Origin of the sequence: Methylorubrum populi (genome assembly GCF_002355515.1) — a bacterium.
Lineage (GTDB): Bacteria > Pseudomonadota > Alphaproteobacteria > Rhizobiales > Beijerinckiaceae > Methylobacterium > Methylobacterium populi_A.
Genome location: NZ_AP014809.1, coordinates 2,151,212 through 2,167,914, shown reverse-complemented (window position 1 = coordinate 2,167,914; position 16,703 = coordinate 2,151,212). Strand labels below are relative to the sequence as shown.

12 protein-coding genes are annotated in these 16,703 nt (G+C 71.6%); 1 reads left to right on the top strand and 11 read right to left on the bottom strand.

What is annotated here, in order from left to right; translation table 11 throughout:
- Nucleotides 1–2 precede the first annotated feature (2 nt).
- The gene (locus MPPM_RS09875) at nucleotides 3–491 is read right to left on the bottom strand and encodes a hypothetical protein (RefSeq protein WP_096484916.1); all 489 of its coding nucleotides are present in this window, start codon (nucleotides 489–491) and stop codon (nucleotides 3–5) included.
- Nucleotides 492–856: 365 nt separating this feature from the next.
- Here MPPM_RS09875 and MPPM_RS09870 point away from each other — a divergent pair, with 365 nt between their 5' ends.
- A complete protein-coding gene (locus MPPM_RS09870) occupies nucleotides 857–1,177 on the top strand; it encodes a hypothetical protein (protein WP_096484915.1) in 321 nt (106 codons plus the stop codon).
- Here the strand turns inward: MPPM_RS09870 and MPPM_RS09865 are convergent.
- The 10 genes from MPPM_RS09865 to MPPM_RS09820 all read right to left on the bottom strand — a co-directional run bounded on the left by MPPM_RS09865 (nucleotide 1,174) and on the right by MPPM_RS09820 (nucleotide 16,621).
- Nucleotides 1,174–1,476, bottom strand: a complete 303-nt coding sequence (locus MPPM_RS09865) for a hypothetical protein (protein ID WP_096484914.1) — start codon at nucleotides 1,474–1,476, stop codon at nucleotides 1,174–1,176. The two genes, MPPM_RS09870 and MPPM_RS09865, sit on opposite strands and share 4 nt — an antisense overlap.
- Nucleotides 1,477–1,478: 2 nt before the next feature.
- Nucleotides 1,479–2,309, bottom strand: a complete 831-nt coding sequence (locus tag MPPM_RS09860; RefSeq protein WP_096484913.1) for a metallophosphoesterase — start codon at nucleotides 2,307–2,309, stop codon at nucleotides 1,479–1,481.
- Nucleotides 2,309–2,638, bottom strand: a complete 330-nt coding sequence (locus MPPM_RS09855) for a L5-gp82 domain-containing phage-derived protein (protein ID WP_096484912.1) — start codon at nucleotides 2,636–2,638, stop codon at nucleotides 2,309–2,311. The genes MPPM_RS09860 and MPPM_RS09855 overlap by 1 nt, the downstream gene beginning before the upstream one ends.
- Entirely contained in the window at nucleotides 2,631–3,248 is a 618-nt protein-coding gene (locus MPPM_RS09850; protein ID WP_096484911.1) for a hypothetical protein, read from the bottom strand. Before MPPM_RS09850 ends, MPPM_RS09855 begins: the two co-directional genes overlap by 8 nt.
- Complete coding sequence (locus MPPM_RS09845; protein ID WP_096484910.1) at nucleotides 3,245–3,475, bottom strand: hypothetical protein; 231 nt, start codon at nucleotides 3,473–3,475, stop codon at nucleotides 3,245–3,247. The genes MPPM_RS09850 and MPPM_RS09845 overlap by 4 nt, the downstream gene beginning before the upstream one ends.
- Before the next feature lie 34 nt (nucleotides 3,476–3,509).
- Nucleotides 3,510–3,776, bottom strand: coding sequence for a hypothetical protein (locus MPPM_RS09840; protein ID WP_096484909.1), 267 nt, complete (start codon nucleotides 3,774–3,776; stop codon nucleotides 3,510–3,512).
- Nucleotides 3,777–3,813: 37 nt separating this feature from the next.
- Nucleotides 3,814–5,517, bottom strand: coding sequence for an AAA family ATPase (locus MPPM_RS09835; protein WP_096484908.1), 1,704 nt, complete (start codon nucleotides 5,515–5,517; stop codon nucleotides 3,814–3,816).
- A gap of 514 nt (nucleotides 5,518–6,031) precedes the next feature.
- Entirely contained in the window at nucleotides 6,032–11,923 is a 5,892-nt protein-coding gene (locus MPPM_RS09830; protein WP_096484907.1) for a DEAD/DEAH box helicase, read from the bottom strand.
- A gap of 7 nt (nucleotides 11,924–11,930) precedes the next feature.
- Nucleotides 11,931–14,078 carry a hypothetical protein gene (locus MPPM_RS09825; protein WP_157914159.1) on the bottom strand — a complete coding sequence of 716 codons (2,148 nt, stop codon included), beginning with the start codon at nucleotides 14,076–14,078 and terminating at the stop codon, nucleotides 11,931–11,933.
- Complete coding sequence (locus tag MPPM_RS09820; protein ID WP_096484905.1) at nucleotides 14,075–16,621, bottom strand: hypothetical protein; 2,547 nt, start codon at nucleotides 16,619–16,621, stop codon at nucleotides 14,075–14,077. Before MPPM_RS09820 ends, MPPM_RS09825 begins: the two co-directional genes overlap by 4 nt.
- Nucleotides 16,622–16,703 lie beyond the last annotated feature (82 nt).

Below are 16,703 nucleotides of genomic sequence, written 5' to 3'. Positions count from 1 at the left end.
AGTCAGCCCTCAAGATATCGGAGGGCGCTTTCCCAAGTCTTGCGGGCGAAGTGGCGGCTGAACGCATCCTCATCGGACGTCGGTCCGCCCGCAGCTTCCTCAGCGTCTAGGTCGGCGAGGCGCTGCCGGAGGTCCTCCTTCGTCACCGGAGCCGGCACTTCGTTCTTGTGCGGGTAACCGTAACGCTCGCGGATCCACGCGATCGCAGCGTTGCGGTCCGCATTCGCCGGCTCGGGGATCCTGGACACCGCATCGAAGGCGCCGCCCGAGACAATCCACTCACTCCAGCAGTCGGTGCTGTCCTGGCAGATTGTGCGCATGCCAGTCTGCCAGACGTCGCGCTCGAACAGGTCACACATGATGTCATGCGCGCACGACAGGACAGACTGCGCGCCGAGCGCGAGGTCGATGATGATGAGCACGTCTCCGTCAACTTCAGCGGTGTAGTCAGCAGGCCGGAAGTGCATCGGAATGCTGAAGGCTTCGGTCATCTGCAGGGCACCTTCTGTTTGACTGTATCGACGGGAACAAGCGGGCGACCGTTATGGCAGTCGCGCAAGGGGAGCCCCAGAAGCGGGCAGCCTGCGTCTTCTTTGGGTTTAGGATCATACACCAAATCTGGCGCCCTTCAACTGCGAGGATGCCGCAGCTCATGATCTTCCCGACCGGCATGGCTTCGCCATCTGCTCCGAGCGCTTTCGCCGAGCCGCACAGGCTACACTTCAAGGTGTGGTCCCCAGTTTCTAATCTCACCACAGCACCGTGGGTCCGCTCATTGAATAAAAACCCCGGTTGGATCAGTGACTTAGCGTATTCCTGGGAAGCCACACGAAGTTTAGTTCGATTTCCTTGCAGGGTGAGAGCGAGCGGCGGGTCGCCCGCGCGGGCCGAGGCCACCCGGCCGACGGCACAGACGTTCGTCTCCCAGGCCGCCCGGACGGGGAACGGCGGCCCCCCGATCCTCTCGGCCGTCGCCGAGGTCCGGCCGATCGGTGAGCTGCTCTACGGCCGGCGCTTCACCCGGGAGCTCGCGGAGGACCTCGGCAAGGATCCGCGCCAGCTGCGGCGCTGGCTCTCCGGCGAGGCGGCCGTGCCGGAGCGCGCCGTCCGGTGGGCCCGCGAGGCCGCCCGGCGCCGGGCCCGCGAGATCCTCGCCCTCGTCGGCGCCGAGGCCTAGCGGCAAGGGCGGAAGGTCACGTCGTCGTGCTCCAGGGCGCCATCCTCCCGCACGACGAGGTCGGTGTCGTAGCTGACCTCCGCGCCGCCCATCCCGAAACAGCGCGGGGCCCGGACCCGCCCGCCGGAGATCGTGGCGACGGGGCAATCCATCAGGTCGATGCCGACCTCGGGGCCCGGGCCGATCGTGATGCCGGGCAGGTCCACGCCCGCGGCGCAGTAGCGGCCCGGCGCGGGCTGGCGATCCGCCGCCGCCGCCGGCGCAGCCGCGAGCAGGGCGACAAGGAACAGGGCGCGCATCTTCAGAGCTCCAGGACGAAGGCGGGATCGAACGAGGGATTTTCGAGCTCGACGCGCCATTCGCCGTTGCGGCGCCGATGCGAGGTGTCGTGGCCTCGCGCGTTGGCGAGCACCCTCGTGCACCCGATCCGGTAATCGACCGTCCGGTGAACGTGCCCATGGATCCAGATGTCCGGGGCCCCGGGCCCCTCCATCATCGGCGTCAGGTCGCTCGCGTAGGCGGCGTCGATCACCTCGCGCACCTCGCCGTGCAGCAGGCTCCGGGGATGGGGCGCATGATGCGTCACCACGATCCGCGGCCCAGCCCACGTCTCCGCGAGCCGCCGCTCGATCCGGGCTCGGTGCTCCGCGTGGAGCGCGGCCGCCGCCGGGGGCCGGAACGGGGCCGGCGTCCCCAGTCGGTCTCGGGTCTGGATGAGCCGATGATCGCGCATGCCGACCTGCCGGTCCCCCGCGACCCGCATCGCGAGCTCGCGGTGCCCTGGACCCGCGACGGCGTAGTCGGTCCAGAGGGTCGCCCCGATCACCTCGATGCCGTCGACGTGCCGCGCCTGGCCGCAATCAAGCAGCGTCACATCCGCTGCGATCGCGGCGTCCCGGCCCCGGGAGATCTCGTCGGGCAGCCTCGCTCGCCACAGGTCATGGTTGCCCGGCACATAGATGACGTGCCGCGCCCGTGGTCGGATGTGCTCAGCCAGCCACGGGATCGAGCGCCGGGTCAGGCCGTCGGCGACGTCTCCGGCGACGATCGCGATGTCGACCCGCGGCCCCGGCGGTAGCTCGAACGGAGAGGCATCGACGTGAAGGTCGCTCATGATCAGCACGCTCGTCATCACTCTCCTCCTACCGCCCAGGCGCTTCCGTCCACCTCGAACCAGACCGCCCGCGCCCTCGTGACGACCTGCCGCTCCACCCGAAACCCGGCCTCCTTGACGCGGTAGCGCAACCGGGCCACTCCCTCCGGCCGGGGCAGGTCCGCGACCGTGCCGGCCGCCCGAGCGTGAACGTCCCTCGCGCCGGTTCGCAGGCACCGGAGACGGGCCGCCTCGCTCGCCCGGAACGTGACGCCGACGAGGACGACGCCGAGCCGGCGTCCGACGACCCGTCCGGAAATGCGGACGCTCCACCGACACCGCGTGCGGTTGCGGTAGACCTCAGGCACCGCCCGCGATCCTCCGTCCGTTGGCGTGCTCCGGGCAGAGACAGCGGAGCCAACCGCCCTGGCGGACCCGGCCCGCGCGCCCGCACTCCTCGCAGATGTAAGCCGATAGATGTTCGACACCGTCGACGATGTCCTTCATGTATTCGCAGTTCTCGTTGGCATCGTAATACCATCGAATACATCCGAACTTCTCCTTGAGCTGGGTCGAGTGGAAGCCGTCCGGGATGCCGCGCTCGCGGAGGAGCTCGGCCGCCGCTTCCCACAGCCAGCGCCAGCCGGGACCGCACTCGAAGCACCCCTGGCCGAAGACGCGCCGGTGCCGCCGGGCGAGGCGCTCGGCCCAGTCCGGCGGGCACCGTGGCGCGCCGTCTCGCCACCGGCACGCGAGCGTGCGGGCGAGCAGGTCGAGCAGGAACGGGCCGGGCACGGGGCCGACGAACGTCGCGGACCCGTCCGCGGTCCGCTCGCGCTCGACGGCGAGGAGCGGCCCGTTCCAGCGGACGAGCGGCCCGTGCGGCGAGGGCTCGACGGCGGTGACGGTGACGCTGTCCGCGCCGCCGTGATGGCGCAGGGCGGGGCCAGCGATGCTCAGGAACTCGTCGGCGATCATGGCGTGGGCGGCTCCGGCGGCAGGGGGGCGAGGCAGAAGGCCAGGGCCTCGGTCTCGATCGCGAGGCGCAGGCCGGCGGCAGGATCGAGGCGGCCGGCCGTGACGAGCCGGCCGATGCGCACGATCCGGGCGCGGCAGCCGCGGCCGACCAGGCTGCAGATCCGGCCGCTCTCCCAGGCGGCCTGGATCCGGGCGGCGATGGCGTCGAGGTTGTCGGTGGTGTCCATGGGGCGTCTCCGTTCGGGGGGCCTCGGATCCGTTTCACGACCTCTCCTCCCGGGGCGCGCGGCGGTCGTCGGGGTTGGCCGGAAGGGCCTCGGCGAGGCGGACGACGGTCTGTCCGAGCAGCCGGGCGCCCGACGGTGCGAAGAGCCCGAGGGCGTACGCGCGGGGCCCCAGCTGCCGGATCGCCACCGCGCAGTCGGCGAGCTCGGGCCGGACGAGGCCGTCCTCGTCACGGCCGCGCACTTGCGAGAGGGCGGCGTCGAGTACGGGAAGGCGGGCGCGCTTCGGGTGCTGGCTGGTCATGACGGCCTCCGGGCGTTCGGGGTGGTGAAGGGGAAGGTCAGTGCCGAGGGGCCAAGCTCTCGCGCCCGGCCAGCACGGTCTCGACGAGCCGGCGCAGGGGGCGCAGGGAGCCCCCGCGGAAATGCCGAGCGACGAGCGCCGTCTCCTCGGGCGACAGGTCGGGCAGCCAGTCGGCCGAGAGCCCGCGCTCCTCGCGGACTTCGGCTACGATGGCGGCCGCGATCACCGGCAGGTCGACGGCGCGCGGGAGCGGCACGCGCAGGGTCCGCAGCCGGTCGAGCAGGGGGCCGGGAACGCCGGAGCGCTCGTTGGCCGTGGCGAGGAAGGTGACCGCGCTGAGGTTAACCGGGCATTCCAGGTAGCTGTCGAACAGCGCGCTCGCCGACGAACGCTCTAGGTAACCCAGCGCGGCGTCCGCAAAGGCCCCATTTCGGCGGTCGTGCGAGGCCTTCTCGATCTCGTCGAGGCAGATGACGACGGTCGCGCACCCGGCGCGCCGGATCGCCTGCAGCGGCACCGAGGCGCGCCCGGTCGACCACTGACGCGAGGTCGAGGTGAAGGACGCGTCGCTGGATCCTCCGACGCCGTAGAGCGTGAAGTCGAGCCCGAGGTAGGCGGCGATCCACCGTGCAAGCGCCGTCTTGCCCGAGCCCGGCGCGCCGAGCAGGAGCGTCGGCCGCAGCCAGGCGAACCGGGCGCCGACGAGGTCCTGCGCGATCGCCTCCAGGATCTCGCGCGCCCAGGGAAAGCGGGCAGCCCCGGCCTCGACGAAGGCCTGCGGATCCGGGGCCGGGCGCAGCGGCAGCGCCTTCGCCGCGATCGCATCGTACTCGGCGCGCGGCGTGTCGCGGCGGTCCTGTGCGACCTTCGAGGGGGCCGGCAGGTGATCGAGCGACGGCACGACGACGAGCGACGGCGGCGCCGCGGCCGCCCTCCGCGCCGCGCCCTCGTCGAGGATCCGGCGCGCCCGTCCAACGGCCATGATCTCCTCCGCGGAGAGCTCGCCCGCCGGCACGTCCGGCAGGTCGAGGAGGAGGTCGCCGTCCTGAAGGAGCGGCTCGGCCAGGGGCGCGGCTTGCTGGCCTGCGCCCCCGCGCAGGATTGCGTCTTCGTCTTCGACCATCCGGATCGCCGAGCCGATCGTCGTCCACGCCTGGACCCACGCGGCGGCCTCGACGTCGAAGGTCTCCAGGCGCGGATAGCTCGGGCCGGGCACGTAGGGCACATCCCGGAAGGTGGCCTGGGCGTCCTCCGCGCGGAGGAGCGCGTGCCGGATGGCCAGGAACGCCCGGTCGAGCATGGCGGCCCGGACCTGCATGACCGCCATGCTGAGGAGCTCGGCCGCGAGCCGGGCCGAGGCGAGCTCACAGCCGAGCTCCGCGAGGTGGAAGACGAGCACCCCGCCAACGTCCCGGACGAGGGCGAGCGTCGGCGTCGGCAGGCCGACGCGGAGCGCCTCGCTCGCGAGCATGCGCTCGACGGTGGAGATCCTGCCGACCGTGGCCTCCTCGATCGCGGCGGCGATCGCGGTGTACGTGCGGTCGCGCAGGCCCGACGCCCCGAGAAGGGGCTGCAGCCGGGCGCGCAGGTCGGCCACCGCGTCGTGGCCGTACATCCCTCCGCCGTAGAGCAGCTGCACGCGGGTGCGGGTGTCCTGCCCGTCGCGAGGGCCGGCGAACGGGCGCGGGTCGAGGATAGCGGCGCGCACGGCGGCGGCCGACGAGGCGTCGTGCTTGGGCATTGGGGAGAGCTCGCAGGGTACGGGATCAGGATGCGCGAAGGGCGCCGAGCAGGTGGCTCAGGCGGCGGCGTTCCGTTTCCGTATCAAGCGAGCGGTCATCACGGCGGGGCGATCCCTGCGGGTGAAGGGTCACGATGCCCTGGACCCGGCCCCCTGTCGAGCCGTTCCGTGCCGGCGCCTGTGGACGCCTGCCGGCTTGGTCAACGCCCCCTCAACGACGCTGCTCGAATCCCGGGGATCGGTCGACCTGACAATATCAGGACACGCTCCGCCTGCGACGAGGGGTACGACAGCGCTCCGATCCTGACCGATTTCAGCATCGCCAGGTCCATCACGTTGTAGAGCCTATTCAGGTCAACCAGGCGAAGTCCCCCCGTGGTTGGCCGAAGACCAGCATTGTGCTGCCGACCAGCTACCCAGGTGGCGGCGAAGCCGGCCGGTAAGCCGGAATCCCCACCACCTTGGCACTGCGGCAACGGTGTCGATCAGCTCGGACCTCAGGCAGCGGATGCGGTTACGCCTCGTTGAAGCCTGGAGCAGGCTCCTTTACCTTTGCGAGTTCGAGAGCCTTCAACGGACGGCGTTCGAGTTCGAAGGTGTTCACGCACCGGTCCGTCGGGCGGGCCTCGGTCCCGAGCAGCCTCCCGACCGCCCCCGGGTCCGTCCGCCACAAGGGATGGACGACGACGAGCCTCGCCGCTTCCGCCCCGGCGCCCTCGACGATGCACGGAAGCCCGATGCGGCCGGAGGTCTCGACGCGGAGGGAGCCCGGCCGCATCGCGGCGACCGACGCGGCTAGGTTCCGGGCACGCGCGAGCCAGTCCGAGAGCTCCGGCTCGGCGAAGCTCCCGTCGGCGCCGCCGGCATAGCCCGGCGTCACCATGGCCCGAAGGTACGCGATGCCCATGCGCCAATCGAGAAGGCTGTGGGACCGCCGGTTCCCGTACTGCTGGACGCAGCGGTAGCAGGACGTGTGGCAGTTCGACCTATGCGTCGGCTCCAGGAGGACGTTCATCGGCCACGCCTCCGCATCCCCCAGGATCTCGCCGATCATGTGGAGGATCTCGGGCCTGCCGTCCGTCCGCGGCTCGCCGAGCCGGCGGCACAGGCCCGAGCCGTTGATCAGCGCGTCGGCGACTTGGATGAGGGGCTGCGTGCCCCGCAGGCGCGGCTCCAGGGGCTCGAACTCGTCGGGCGAGACGTCAAGCGCGAGCGCGGCCTTCTGGACGAGGATGTGCGTGGCGCTCACGGCGGCGGCGCGTGCCGCCGTGCTCGACATGCGCCCCTGCTTGGCGACCATGTCGAGGTTGAGCCGCCTGTCGAAGGAGAGGAGCTCCAGGTAGAGCGCGTCGGTCTCCTTGCGCGCGACCAGGCCGAAGGCTTCCTCGACCGGGACCCCGTCGCGCCACCGCCCCCGCTCCTCCTCGCTCGCGAGTTCGGTGTCGACCGCTTGGCACACGAGGTTCGTGGCGCGCAGCGCGGGCTGCCCCTTGAGGACCCAGGTGTCGCTCATCTCCTGCACCGCGAACCGGGTCGGCTCGCCGTCCTCGCCCGTCGCGCCGTCGTTCAGGTGCATGACCGTGACGCCGGCCCCGCTCCAGACCTTCACGTTGCCGCAGTCGTGACCTTCGCCGTGGCGCAGGACCGTCGCCACGGTGCGGGTCGACATGATGCCGACGTCGTCCGGCTTGTTCGCCTCCGGCCTGAAGTCGGTCCGGAAGGCTGCCGGCGTCACGTACCAGGCGAACTCGTCCGGGTGGACATCCGCACGGCAATCGTCGCAAGCGACGTGTTCGTCCGGGCGCTGCGGCCTGTAGGCCGCGGAGCCGCAGGCGGCACAGCGGGCGACGTAGGCGCGGTCGCTGACCCAAGGGCTCAACGGCGCCTTGACGTCGATGCGGTTGGCGTTCTCGCGCTCGGCCTCCGGGAGGGTGCCCGTAAAGCCGATGACCCTGTGCTTGAGCTTGTCCTTCGTCAGCAGGGCGCCGGGGGCGTACTCGAACACCGCGAGCTCCACGTCGCGGTCCATCGTCGACCAGTCCCAATCGTCCTGCCCGTTGGTCTTTGTGCCGGTCTCGACCAAGCCGGTGTAGAGCTGCCTCACCCGGGTGGGCATGCCGTACATCGGCAGTAGCCCGCGCTCGGCGAGGAACTGGGCGAGCCCGGAGCGCCCGGCGGGCCGCGCCTCGCGAAGGTCCAGGATCTCGCCGACCAGGGTGTCCGGAACCGCCCACAGCAGGAGTTCGGTGCGGTGCTCGTCGGACAGGACGGACGCCTCGACGAACCGCCTCATGGCCGGTTCGGTCGCGGCGAGCGCATCGCGCAGCCGTTGGGGCCAGGGCGAAACCTCCGCGTAGAACGCGTCGGTCGGCACGAATTCGCCGTGAATATCCGGCGGCACCAGGCCGTCGCCGGGATAAGGTTGGCCGGCACTCCCGCACGCATCGCGCAGGCGCGCGAACGCCGCCCTGAGCCAGACCTTCCGGAGCAGCCGCCTCGGGATCGGGAGATGGTCGGCGGCCAGGAAGGGCGGTGGCGGCGCGTCGCCCGTGATCGCGCGCGGGTGGCGGAAGTAATACTCGTCGTGGCTCCGGCCCCGGCAGAACGTCGTCACGAATGAGAACGCCTGCCCGCGGCGCCCGGCGCGCCCGACCCGCTGCTGGTAGTTGAACCTCTGTGGCGGCATGTTGGCTTGCAGCACAGTTTGCAGCGAGCCGATGTCGATGCCGACCTCCATGGTCGTGGTGACAGAGAGGAGGTCGATCTCCTTGTCCGCCTTCAGCAGCGCGTCCGGCTCCTCGCCCTCGGCCCCTACGAAAATTCCCTTGAACCGGCGCAGACGCTCCGAGAAGTCGTCGGTCTGGCCGGTCAGCTCCTCGCACTTGATCCCGAAGCGGCGGACGTTCTCCTCCCTGCCGCGGACGATGCGGCGCCCGAGGAAGTTCGCGTTCCACAACTCCTCCACGGTGCCAGACGCCTCGCGCGGCAATTCTTTCCTGCAGCGGGTGCAGACGCCGTAGCCCGGCCTGAGGTGGACCCGCTCGCAGGAGCCGCAGCGCCAGTAACGGTCGCCGGCTTCCGACATGCGCAGGAAGAGCTTGCCGACCCGGATCACCCCGCCCCCGTGTCCCTCGCGGTCGAGGTCCGACAGCACCTGCGCGAACCGCGCGGAGGCGTCCTCCCCGAATACGACCCGCGCGTAGCGGCTGACCTTGTTCCGCTGAGGGACGTTCTCCAGCCGGCGCCACTCCCTGTTCCGCTCCCAGGAGAAGTATTGGTTTTCCTCGACCCGGTACGCCCCGGCGAAGACCCGGAGCCAGGCGTCCAGGCGGTCGACCTCCTCCCCGGCCTCGGCCGAGACCGACGGGTAGCCCAGGCCGGTCTCCTCCAAGGCGAAGAAGGTGTTCGAGAAGATCACATCGTCGACGAGTTCGGATTGTGCCCTGAGGATGGCTGTCCCGAGGTCCCGCTTCTCGACGGTCGTCAGGTTCGAGGCGAAGTCCGCCTTACCACCGCGGAGGCTGAACGCCTTGTACCAGGGCTGCCCCTTGAAGGTCTTGCGACCGACCTCGTCGAAGGGGTGGATGCCGAGGCGCACCAGCTCGGACATCACGTAGGAGATGTTGCCGCCGCTGCCGTCCTCGTCGTCCCGGTACTGCAGCAGGCGGTCGACGCGCACCTTCCTCGCGGCGAGGTTCACGCCGCTATCGCTCTCGGCCTTATCCCACTCGGCATAGAGCTTGCGGAGCTCCTTCCGCCGGCCGGAGGCGATCATCTCATCCTCGATCCTCTCTTTCTCCTCCTCGCTCACGTAGGACTTACCGGCGGCCTCGATCATGCGAAGGGCTGAGTCGACGAAGACCTCGCGGCGCAGGTCGCGCAGGTGCAGGCGCTCGATCTCAAGCGCTTGGTTCGCCGCGTCCTGCCGGCTGTCCGAGAAGATGATGCTCTTGGGCTCTGCGCCGTCCTCGGTCCTGATGGCGTGCAGGAACTCGAAGAGTTCGGTCGAGACGAGCTGCGAAGCCTGCACGAAGCCGGTCCGGAACGCGCGGACCGGCGAGCGGGTGCGGATGGTCGAGGGCCTGTTGGAGTAGTCGGTGCCGCAGCGGGGGCAGGAGAACGGCTGCGCCGTCTTGCGCCCGCCCGGCCCAGCCGCCGCATCGGCCTGGAAGTAGACGTGGCCGCGGACCAGGCCCGGGCGCTCCTCGGCTTCGTAGGCCGACAGGACCCCGGTCACGGCGTCGAGCGTTGCGGTTTGCCACTCATCCCATCCGCCCTCCGGCAGCACCGGTCGGGCCGTCGAGGGCCAGAACACCGCGAACTGGTCGAAGGTCATGCGGTCGTACAGCTCGGGGGCGCCGCGGTCGGGCGCGCTTTCCAAGTCGGTCGAGGTCGGCAGCAGCTCGAACTGCCGCTCGTCCGCCGTGGCCTGCCCGCGCTGCCCCCCGAGGAAGAGGTCGCCGCAAGCCTCGCAGTAGAGCATCTCGAAGAGGCGCCGACCCTGTGCGCCATCGGCCCCCGGGGGACCGTGCGTGACGCCCCGCACGATGGTCAGGTCGGTGAACCGCGTCTTGCTGTCGTCCGAGGCCACAGGCGCCCCGAACAGCCCTTCGACGTTGCGGATGAAGGTGTGCACCCGGAAAGACGGCGTGCCGGTCGGCGCCTTCGCGCCCCAGGCACCGCCGTCCGGCAGGGCGCGCGCCAACATCAGGCCGCGCACCGCCTCGCGGTCCGCCGCGCCAAATACCTCCTTGCCGATGTCCGAGAGCGGCGTCGCTCGGGCTTGCCCCATCCCCGAGCAACCCCTCACGAGCAGCGCGGCGGCCCGGGCGGACACGGCGCCAGCGGCTTCCGCCGTCGCCGCCGACGCCAGGCCGAGGCTCTCGGCGAGCGCCCGCACCGCGGACGCGTTCGCGTCGGTCTCGCCGTAGGAGGCGACCAGACGGCTGCCTTCTGCTGCGGCCGCGAGGAGGGCCCTGAAAGGGGCGGGATCGACCTTCCCGGCCGGGGCGTCGACCTTCTCGGGGTCGCCGGGCACGACGCACGTGCTCCAGAACGCCGCGTCCGTGCGGCCCTCGGCCCCCGGCCCCGCATAGGTGCCGAACGGGGCGAACAGGTCCCGCAGGTACCGGCGGCTCTGCTCGCCGGCGTGGTCCTCCATCGGCAGCGAGGCGCTCGACGCCAGGATGCGGAGCTTGTGCCGGTGCTTGGGGTCGTCCAGCCCGAGCCGGGTGAGGAGCGATTTGACGAGGAATGCGACCTCGGTGCCCGCCGAGCCCCGCACCAGGTGGAGCTCGTCGAAGACAAGGTAGAAGTACGCGTCCTCGTCGGCCTCGATCCAGGCCCTCGTCTTGTCGAAGACTGCGTCCTCGACCTCCCGGGACAGCATCGCGCCGAGCATGGAGGCGTTCGTGACGAGGATGTCGGGCGGGCATGCCTGCATGTCCCAGCGCGACACCATCTCGCCGCCGTCCAGCGACGGGAAGATGTACTTGGTCTCCTCGAAGGACTTGCCCCCTGACCTGGACCGCGTCCGCGCGTCGTGGGCCCGGGCGTCCCTTTGGTCCTCCTCCATCCGCGACATGGCCAGCCGCAGCTTCGCGCCGCGCCGCGTGCGCCTGTTCCTCTCCACCTCGTCGTCGGCCAGGCGGGGATGGGTCTCGTGCCCGGTCACGGGGGTATCGCCCGTGTAGTTGCCGAAGAAGATCCTGTTCCCGTCGAAACGCTCGTCCATGACGGCGCGCGCGGCGTCGGAATCGAGCGCTTTCCTCAGCCGGACCATCTGGTCGGCGACGAGGGCGTTCATCGGGTAGAGGATCAGGGCGCGGACGGCCGCCGGCCGGTCGGCGGCCTCGCCGGTCCGCTGCGACCTGCGCCTGTTGAACCTCTGGCCCTTCCGCCACCACGTGTTCCCGAGGTAGCCGTCGTCCGGCCTCGACCACCTCACGGCTTCCGATGCCAGGCTCGCGAGGATCGGGAGCATGAAGCTTTCGGTCTTTCCGGACCCGGTTCCCGACGTGACGATGCTGGGATGGCCGGGGCGGATGCCGCGCTCCAGCATCCGCACCTGGTGTGTGTAGGGCGGGTACGACGATTTCCGCCTGAGCGCGCCATCGGCCTCGGCTCCGTCGAACAGCCCGCTCAGGGCGAGCTCGACGAATGCGCGCTGCGCTTCCTGGCTCAGGGGCGCGAGGATCTCGGTCCCGAGCAGTTGCTCAAGCGTGCGGTCGTTGGCCGCGTAGCGGAGGACCGGCTCGACGAGCGGTTCCGTGGCGAGCACGTCCGGGGTCAGCAGCAGCTCGCGCCTTTCCCGCGCCACTGCCGGGTCGGCGATGCGGAAGGAGGTGTCCACGTAGGACACGAAGAAGTCGTGCATGCGGGCGAAGCCGCCGACGGGATCCAACATGGCTGGCTCAGGCTCGGGCGGCGAGGTAGGGCATCTGCGTGGCGGCCTGCGGGACGGCTTCCTCCGACCCGAACAGGATGGCCTTGAGCGCGGCGGCCATGCGCGGTCCGTCCTCCGCGCCCAGGGCGGAGGACGCGGCGGCGTGGATGCGCGACAGCCTGATGGCCGCCGGAAGGTCCAGTCCGGCCGCGTGCTTGCGGAGGAACTTGGCAGCTTCCCCCGGATCGGGCTCGCAGCTCCCCTTGGCAAAGGCGGCGGGCGCCGCCGCCAGCTCCGCGAAGACCAGCGGGGCGACCGCCGCCGCGCCGTCGGCGAAGATGCCCTCGACGGCCACCATGGGGCCTTCCGCCGCCACCGCGGCGGCCTCCTCGGACTTCGGGTCCGCCACCGTGACGAGCGGGATGAGGGCGGCGGGAAGCCGGCCCTGCCGCGCCGCATCGGCCAGTTGCGGGTACCAGAAGCGCGCGCCCGAGCGCTCGGCGCGCTCCACGACGCCGAGGGCCGCGCATCCCTCGGCGGCGCTCGCCAGGGCGGCCGCCAGCGGCGTCGGGATGCCGGACCCGGCCCGGGCCCACAGGTCGTCGAACGTGATCAGCGTCGGGTCTGCGTAGAGCCTCGCCACCCGGCCGGCGGCCATTAGGCGCCCGGCCGCCTCCACGAAGCCGCCGGTATCCGGTCCGTGCAGGACCGGCACCTCGCCGGCCTCGACGAGGACCGCGACGCGCAGGAAGGTTTCCATGCCCGCCTGCGACAGCAGGCCCGCTTCCTCCGCGAGGCCGGCAAGGTCCCGCAGCCCGAGCCGGCGCTCGTTTCCGCTCCCGGGGGGCCACGGCGCCAGGACCGCGGGCACCGCCGCCGGCTTGCGCAGCGCGGCGGCATCCTCGCCGGCCTTGACCAGGCGCTCCACGATTTCGAGCTTGCTCCGCTCCTCGTCGGCGAGCGCCGCGACAGAGGCGGCGAGGCCCTGCCTGCGCCCTTCGAGCTCCTCCACCTCGCCAGCCAGCGAGGCGCGACGGGCGTCCATCCCGGCGGCGGCATCCTCCGCTTCCCGCAGCCGCTCAGCGGTCGCGGCTTCGACCGCCTTCATGCCCCTGCGGCGCGCTTCCGCGAGATCCTCGTCCCGCTTGGCGGCCTCGGCGGCGCAGCGCGCTTCCAGCGCCGCTATCTCCTCGGCCTCCAAGCCCGCGATGAGCGCCCGGACCTGCTCGTGCGCCGCGGCGCGCTCGGCGGCCATCTCGCGCTCGACCTCGGTCCGAACCGCGCTCTCCAGGGCTGGGCGGGTGGCCTCGGCGGCGTCCGCAGCGGCTTGGTCGATCAGTTCCCTGACGCTCGGGTCTGACATCAGCCCGGCCTTGAACAGGGTCAGCAGCTCGCGCTCCCCCGCGAGCCGGCGGGACAACGTGCCGGCCCGCTCGATCTCGGCCAACGTGCCGGCGTCGGCGCCGGCAAGGGTAGAGACGCGGCCGGTAAGGGCGTCGGTATGCTGGCCCAGCGCCCAGGCGAGCAGCGCGGCGATGTCCGGCCCGCGCCGTTCCGGGCCGAGCGCCGCCGCGGCCATGCGGATGTACTCGTCGTCCCGGGACCAGTTCAGCGTGCCCGGCAGCTGCTCCGCCCTGTGATGGTCGCAGAGCCTGGGCGCCGCGTGCTCGGCGCCGAGGTCGATCACGAGATCCGGGGTAAGGCGCCAGAGCGTCAAGGAGGCGAGGTCGGAACCGGAGGCCCGGTAGCGCCCGTCCTCGCCTTGCTGCAACTTCACCCGCACGAACGCCTCGGGCGAGACCTGCACCGACCATTCGCCTGCCGGGCCGGCCTCAAGCCCGGCCTCCACGACGAGCCGGCGGCGCCCTTCCGGCGAGACCTCGCCTCCTGCCGCCAGGAAGGGGGTGAGCCGGCGGGGGGAGGCGGCGCGGAAGCTCGCGGACGACCCGTGCCTGTCGTTCGGGACCGAGCCGAACGCGACCCAGTCGCCCTCCCTGAGCGAGTTGGCGACGATGCCGCGCACCTCGATCTGGCCGTGCTTCGGGAACAGCGCCCTGACGTCGGCCAGGGCCGACCAGACCCCGTCCTCGGACCGCTCCGCCACGGGGGTGACCAATGCGCTCGCGTCGCGGCCCCGCCCGCTGCGACCGACGTACTCCCGGTCACGAACCTTCATCGAGACACCTTCCCCCACCCCGGCCCGCCGGTCGACAAGGTCGTCAGCGCGCCGCCCGTCCAGGCAGCGCGAATCCGGCCGGACGAATGCCTCACCGAGGCTACCCGATCGGCGTCATGCCCAACAGCTGCGCAGGCCGCGCCCGCCACTGCCCCGGGCAGCAGGCGGGCGGCGCGCGCCGCTTCCTCAGGCGTCACGCGGTACCTGGACCGCCCGTCGGTCAAGCCCGCGTTCGCCAGCGTCGACAGCCGCAGCCTGGCCGCGATGGCGTCGGGAAGGAACGCGCCGCGGACGCGGGCCTCCAGGTACCCGCCCGAGACCGTGAACAGCGGGCGCCGCGCCAGGCAGTGGGCGAGGACAAGGGCGGCATCACGGGAGTGGAGGCGGTGCTCCCGTCCGTCGGCGAGAACCTGGTAGACGTCGTGGTCGCGGTTCGCGGCCTGCGTCCAACGGGTCAGGCTGACGGCCCCGTCGCCGCGGCGCCCGTCGGCCACGAATTTCCCCGCGTCCCAGTCCCAGCGCGAGGCCGGTTCCTTCCCGAGCAGCGTGTGGTCGGTTTCCCAAAAGGCGAGCGGTCGCTCGGCCGGGCATCGGGGCGCGGGCTCGATCCGCCAATCCATGCGGGCCACGAGCGACTGCAGGTCGCCACCCACGCATCCGGCCAGGGGAGGCGCGAGACCGGACGGTTCCTGCAGCCGGAAGGGGACGGCCCCGACCGAGGCAGCGGCCTTGCGGAAGACGTCGGCCTCGGCCTCGCAGACGGCGCCCTGCACGACCGCCCCGTTTCCCCACGGCAGGAGGGCCGGGGGCTGAAGCGTCCAGGTCCGTCCGCGCCAACGGTGCCTGAGGCGGGGTTGGACGACCGTCGCATCCCTGAGCACTCGCAGCATCGCCCAGGGATCCGCGGCGTCACCGAAAGCCTCGCCCACGATGGCGACCACGTCCCCTTCGTCCCATCCGCGCCGCCCGCCGGCATAAACCGCCTCAACGAGGTCCGACATGGCGCCTTGCGCGCGGCTCCAGCCCGCTTCGGCCGGGAGTTGCCCGGGGAAGCGTGCTTGCGCCGAGCCCCCGGCCCAGTCCAGGAGGATCTCGCCGGCTTCGTCGCCGGCCAAGGCATCCCGGTGCGGCTGCGCGTTCGGCGCGAAAGCGATTTGGCGGCAGGACCGCTGCCGGCCGCCCGGCGGCTCCAGGAACCAGGTGCCGCTGACCGGACCGCCGGCCTGCAGGCGTTCGGGACCGCGGCCCTGGCAATCCAGGCTCACGATGCCGGCGGCGCCCGGACCCGCCCGCACCTGCAGTTCCGACCCACCCGCATCGACGTACGGCATGAAGGCCGGCCGGCCGAGCCAGAGGCCGCCGGTGCGGACCCCGCCCGTGACGGAAATGGAAGCCAGCCTCTCCGAGGACGGGGCTGCCGCGGAGGAAGCCACCATCTCCTCGGCCAAGGCTACCGGGACCGGCTCGGCGGTGAACAGCCAGCCGCCGCTCTCAACGAACCGCGGACCACCCCTCTGAAGCCGCCGGTGCGCCGCGCGCGGCAGTCCCAACCGGACGCGCGGCCCGGCGCGCTCGAAACCGTCCGTCGACCTCCACCGCCCGAAGCCGGTCTGCCGGAAGACGAGGTATGCCGGCGTGGACGCCGCCGGGCCGCCGGCCGCCGTTAGGTCGGAGACGGCCTCGGAAAGCGTCCGGGGCCCGGGCGAGAGCTTCGTTCCGTCCTCCCGGGCGGCCGAGAAGACGGGCTGGCCCTCCTCGTCGAACCCGAAGGAGAGATAGGCGGGCGAGGATGCCTCGGGCCGATCCCCGAAGGAACATGCTTGGACCAGGCGCCAGAAGCGGTGGTCCTCCAGGAGCCGTTCGCCCGCGGCGAAGGCATCCCTGAAATCCTCGAACGCATCCACCATGCCGGCCGAGCGTCGCCCGCGGTCGATCACGGGCGCGAACTCCGCGAGGAGCCTGAGGGGGTTGCCGGCGGCGGCTGGCTTGTCCTGGAGGAACGACGCCATGAGCGTCGCGTCCGTCTTCGTGGGAAAGGCGAATTTCAGGCTGATGCCGATGTGCGACCACTTCACGGGCACCTCGGGGAACACGAGTTCCCGGAAGCGGGCGTCGGTTTTCCGACGCCGCGCCAGCCACCGCTGGAGGCCCGCCCACATCCCGGCCACGCCCGGCATGTCCATGAACGAGCGTTCGCTGCCCAGGAACCGGCGCAGCTTGTGCCGGAAGTCGCCGTTCCGCTCCTCGCCGTTGCCGCGCAGGCTTGCCACGTAGAGGGTCAGGACGAGGTAGGCGAAGCACCCCGGCAACCCTTGAGCGTCCATGTTCGGGTGTAGGCCCTGCCGCAGGGCGTTCGGCAGCCCGCCGGCCTGGACCACGTGGCGCGTGAACGATGCCATCGCCCCCTCGCGGGCGTCGGGTCCGCTGAGGCCACCCGCTTGGGCGATGGTCTCGTCGGAGACCTCGAAGGAGCGGATCGGCGAGGCGTCGCCGTCGGGCCCAACCATGAGGAAATGATGGGTGAGAGCGCGCTCCCACTCCATGAATCCTGTGGGTGGGCCGCTTTCTGGCCTCACGCTTGTTCCCCCGCTCACACGGCCAGGATAGCACCTTCGGGTTGCGCCG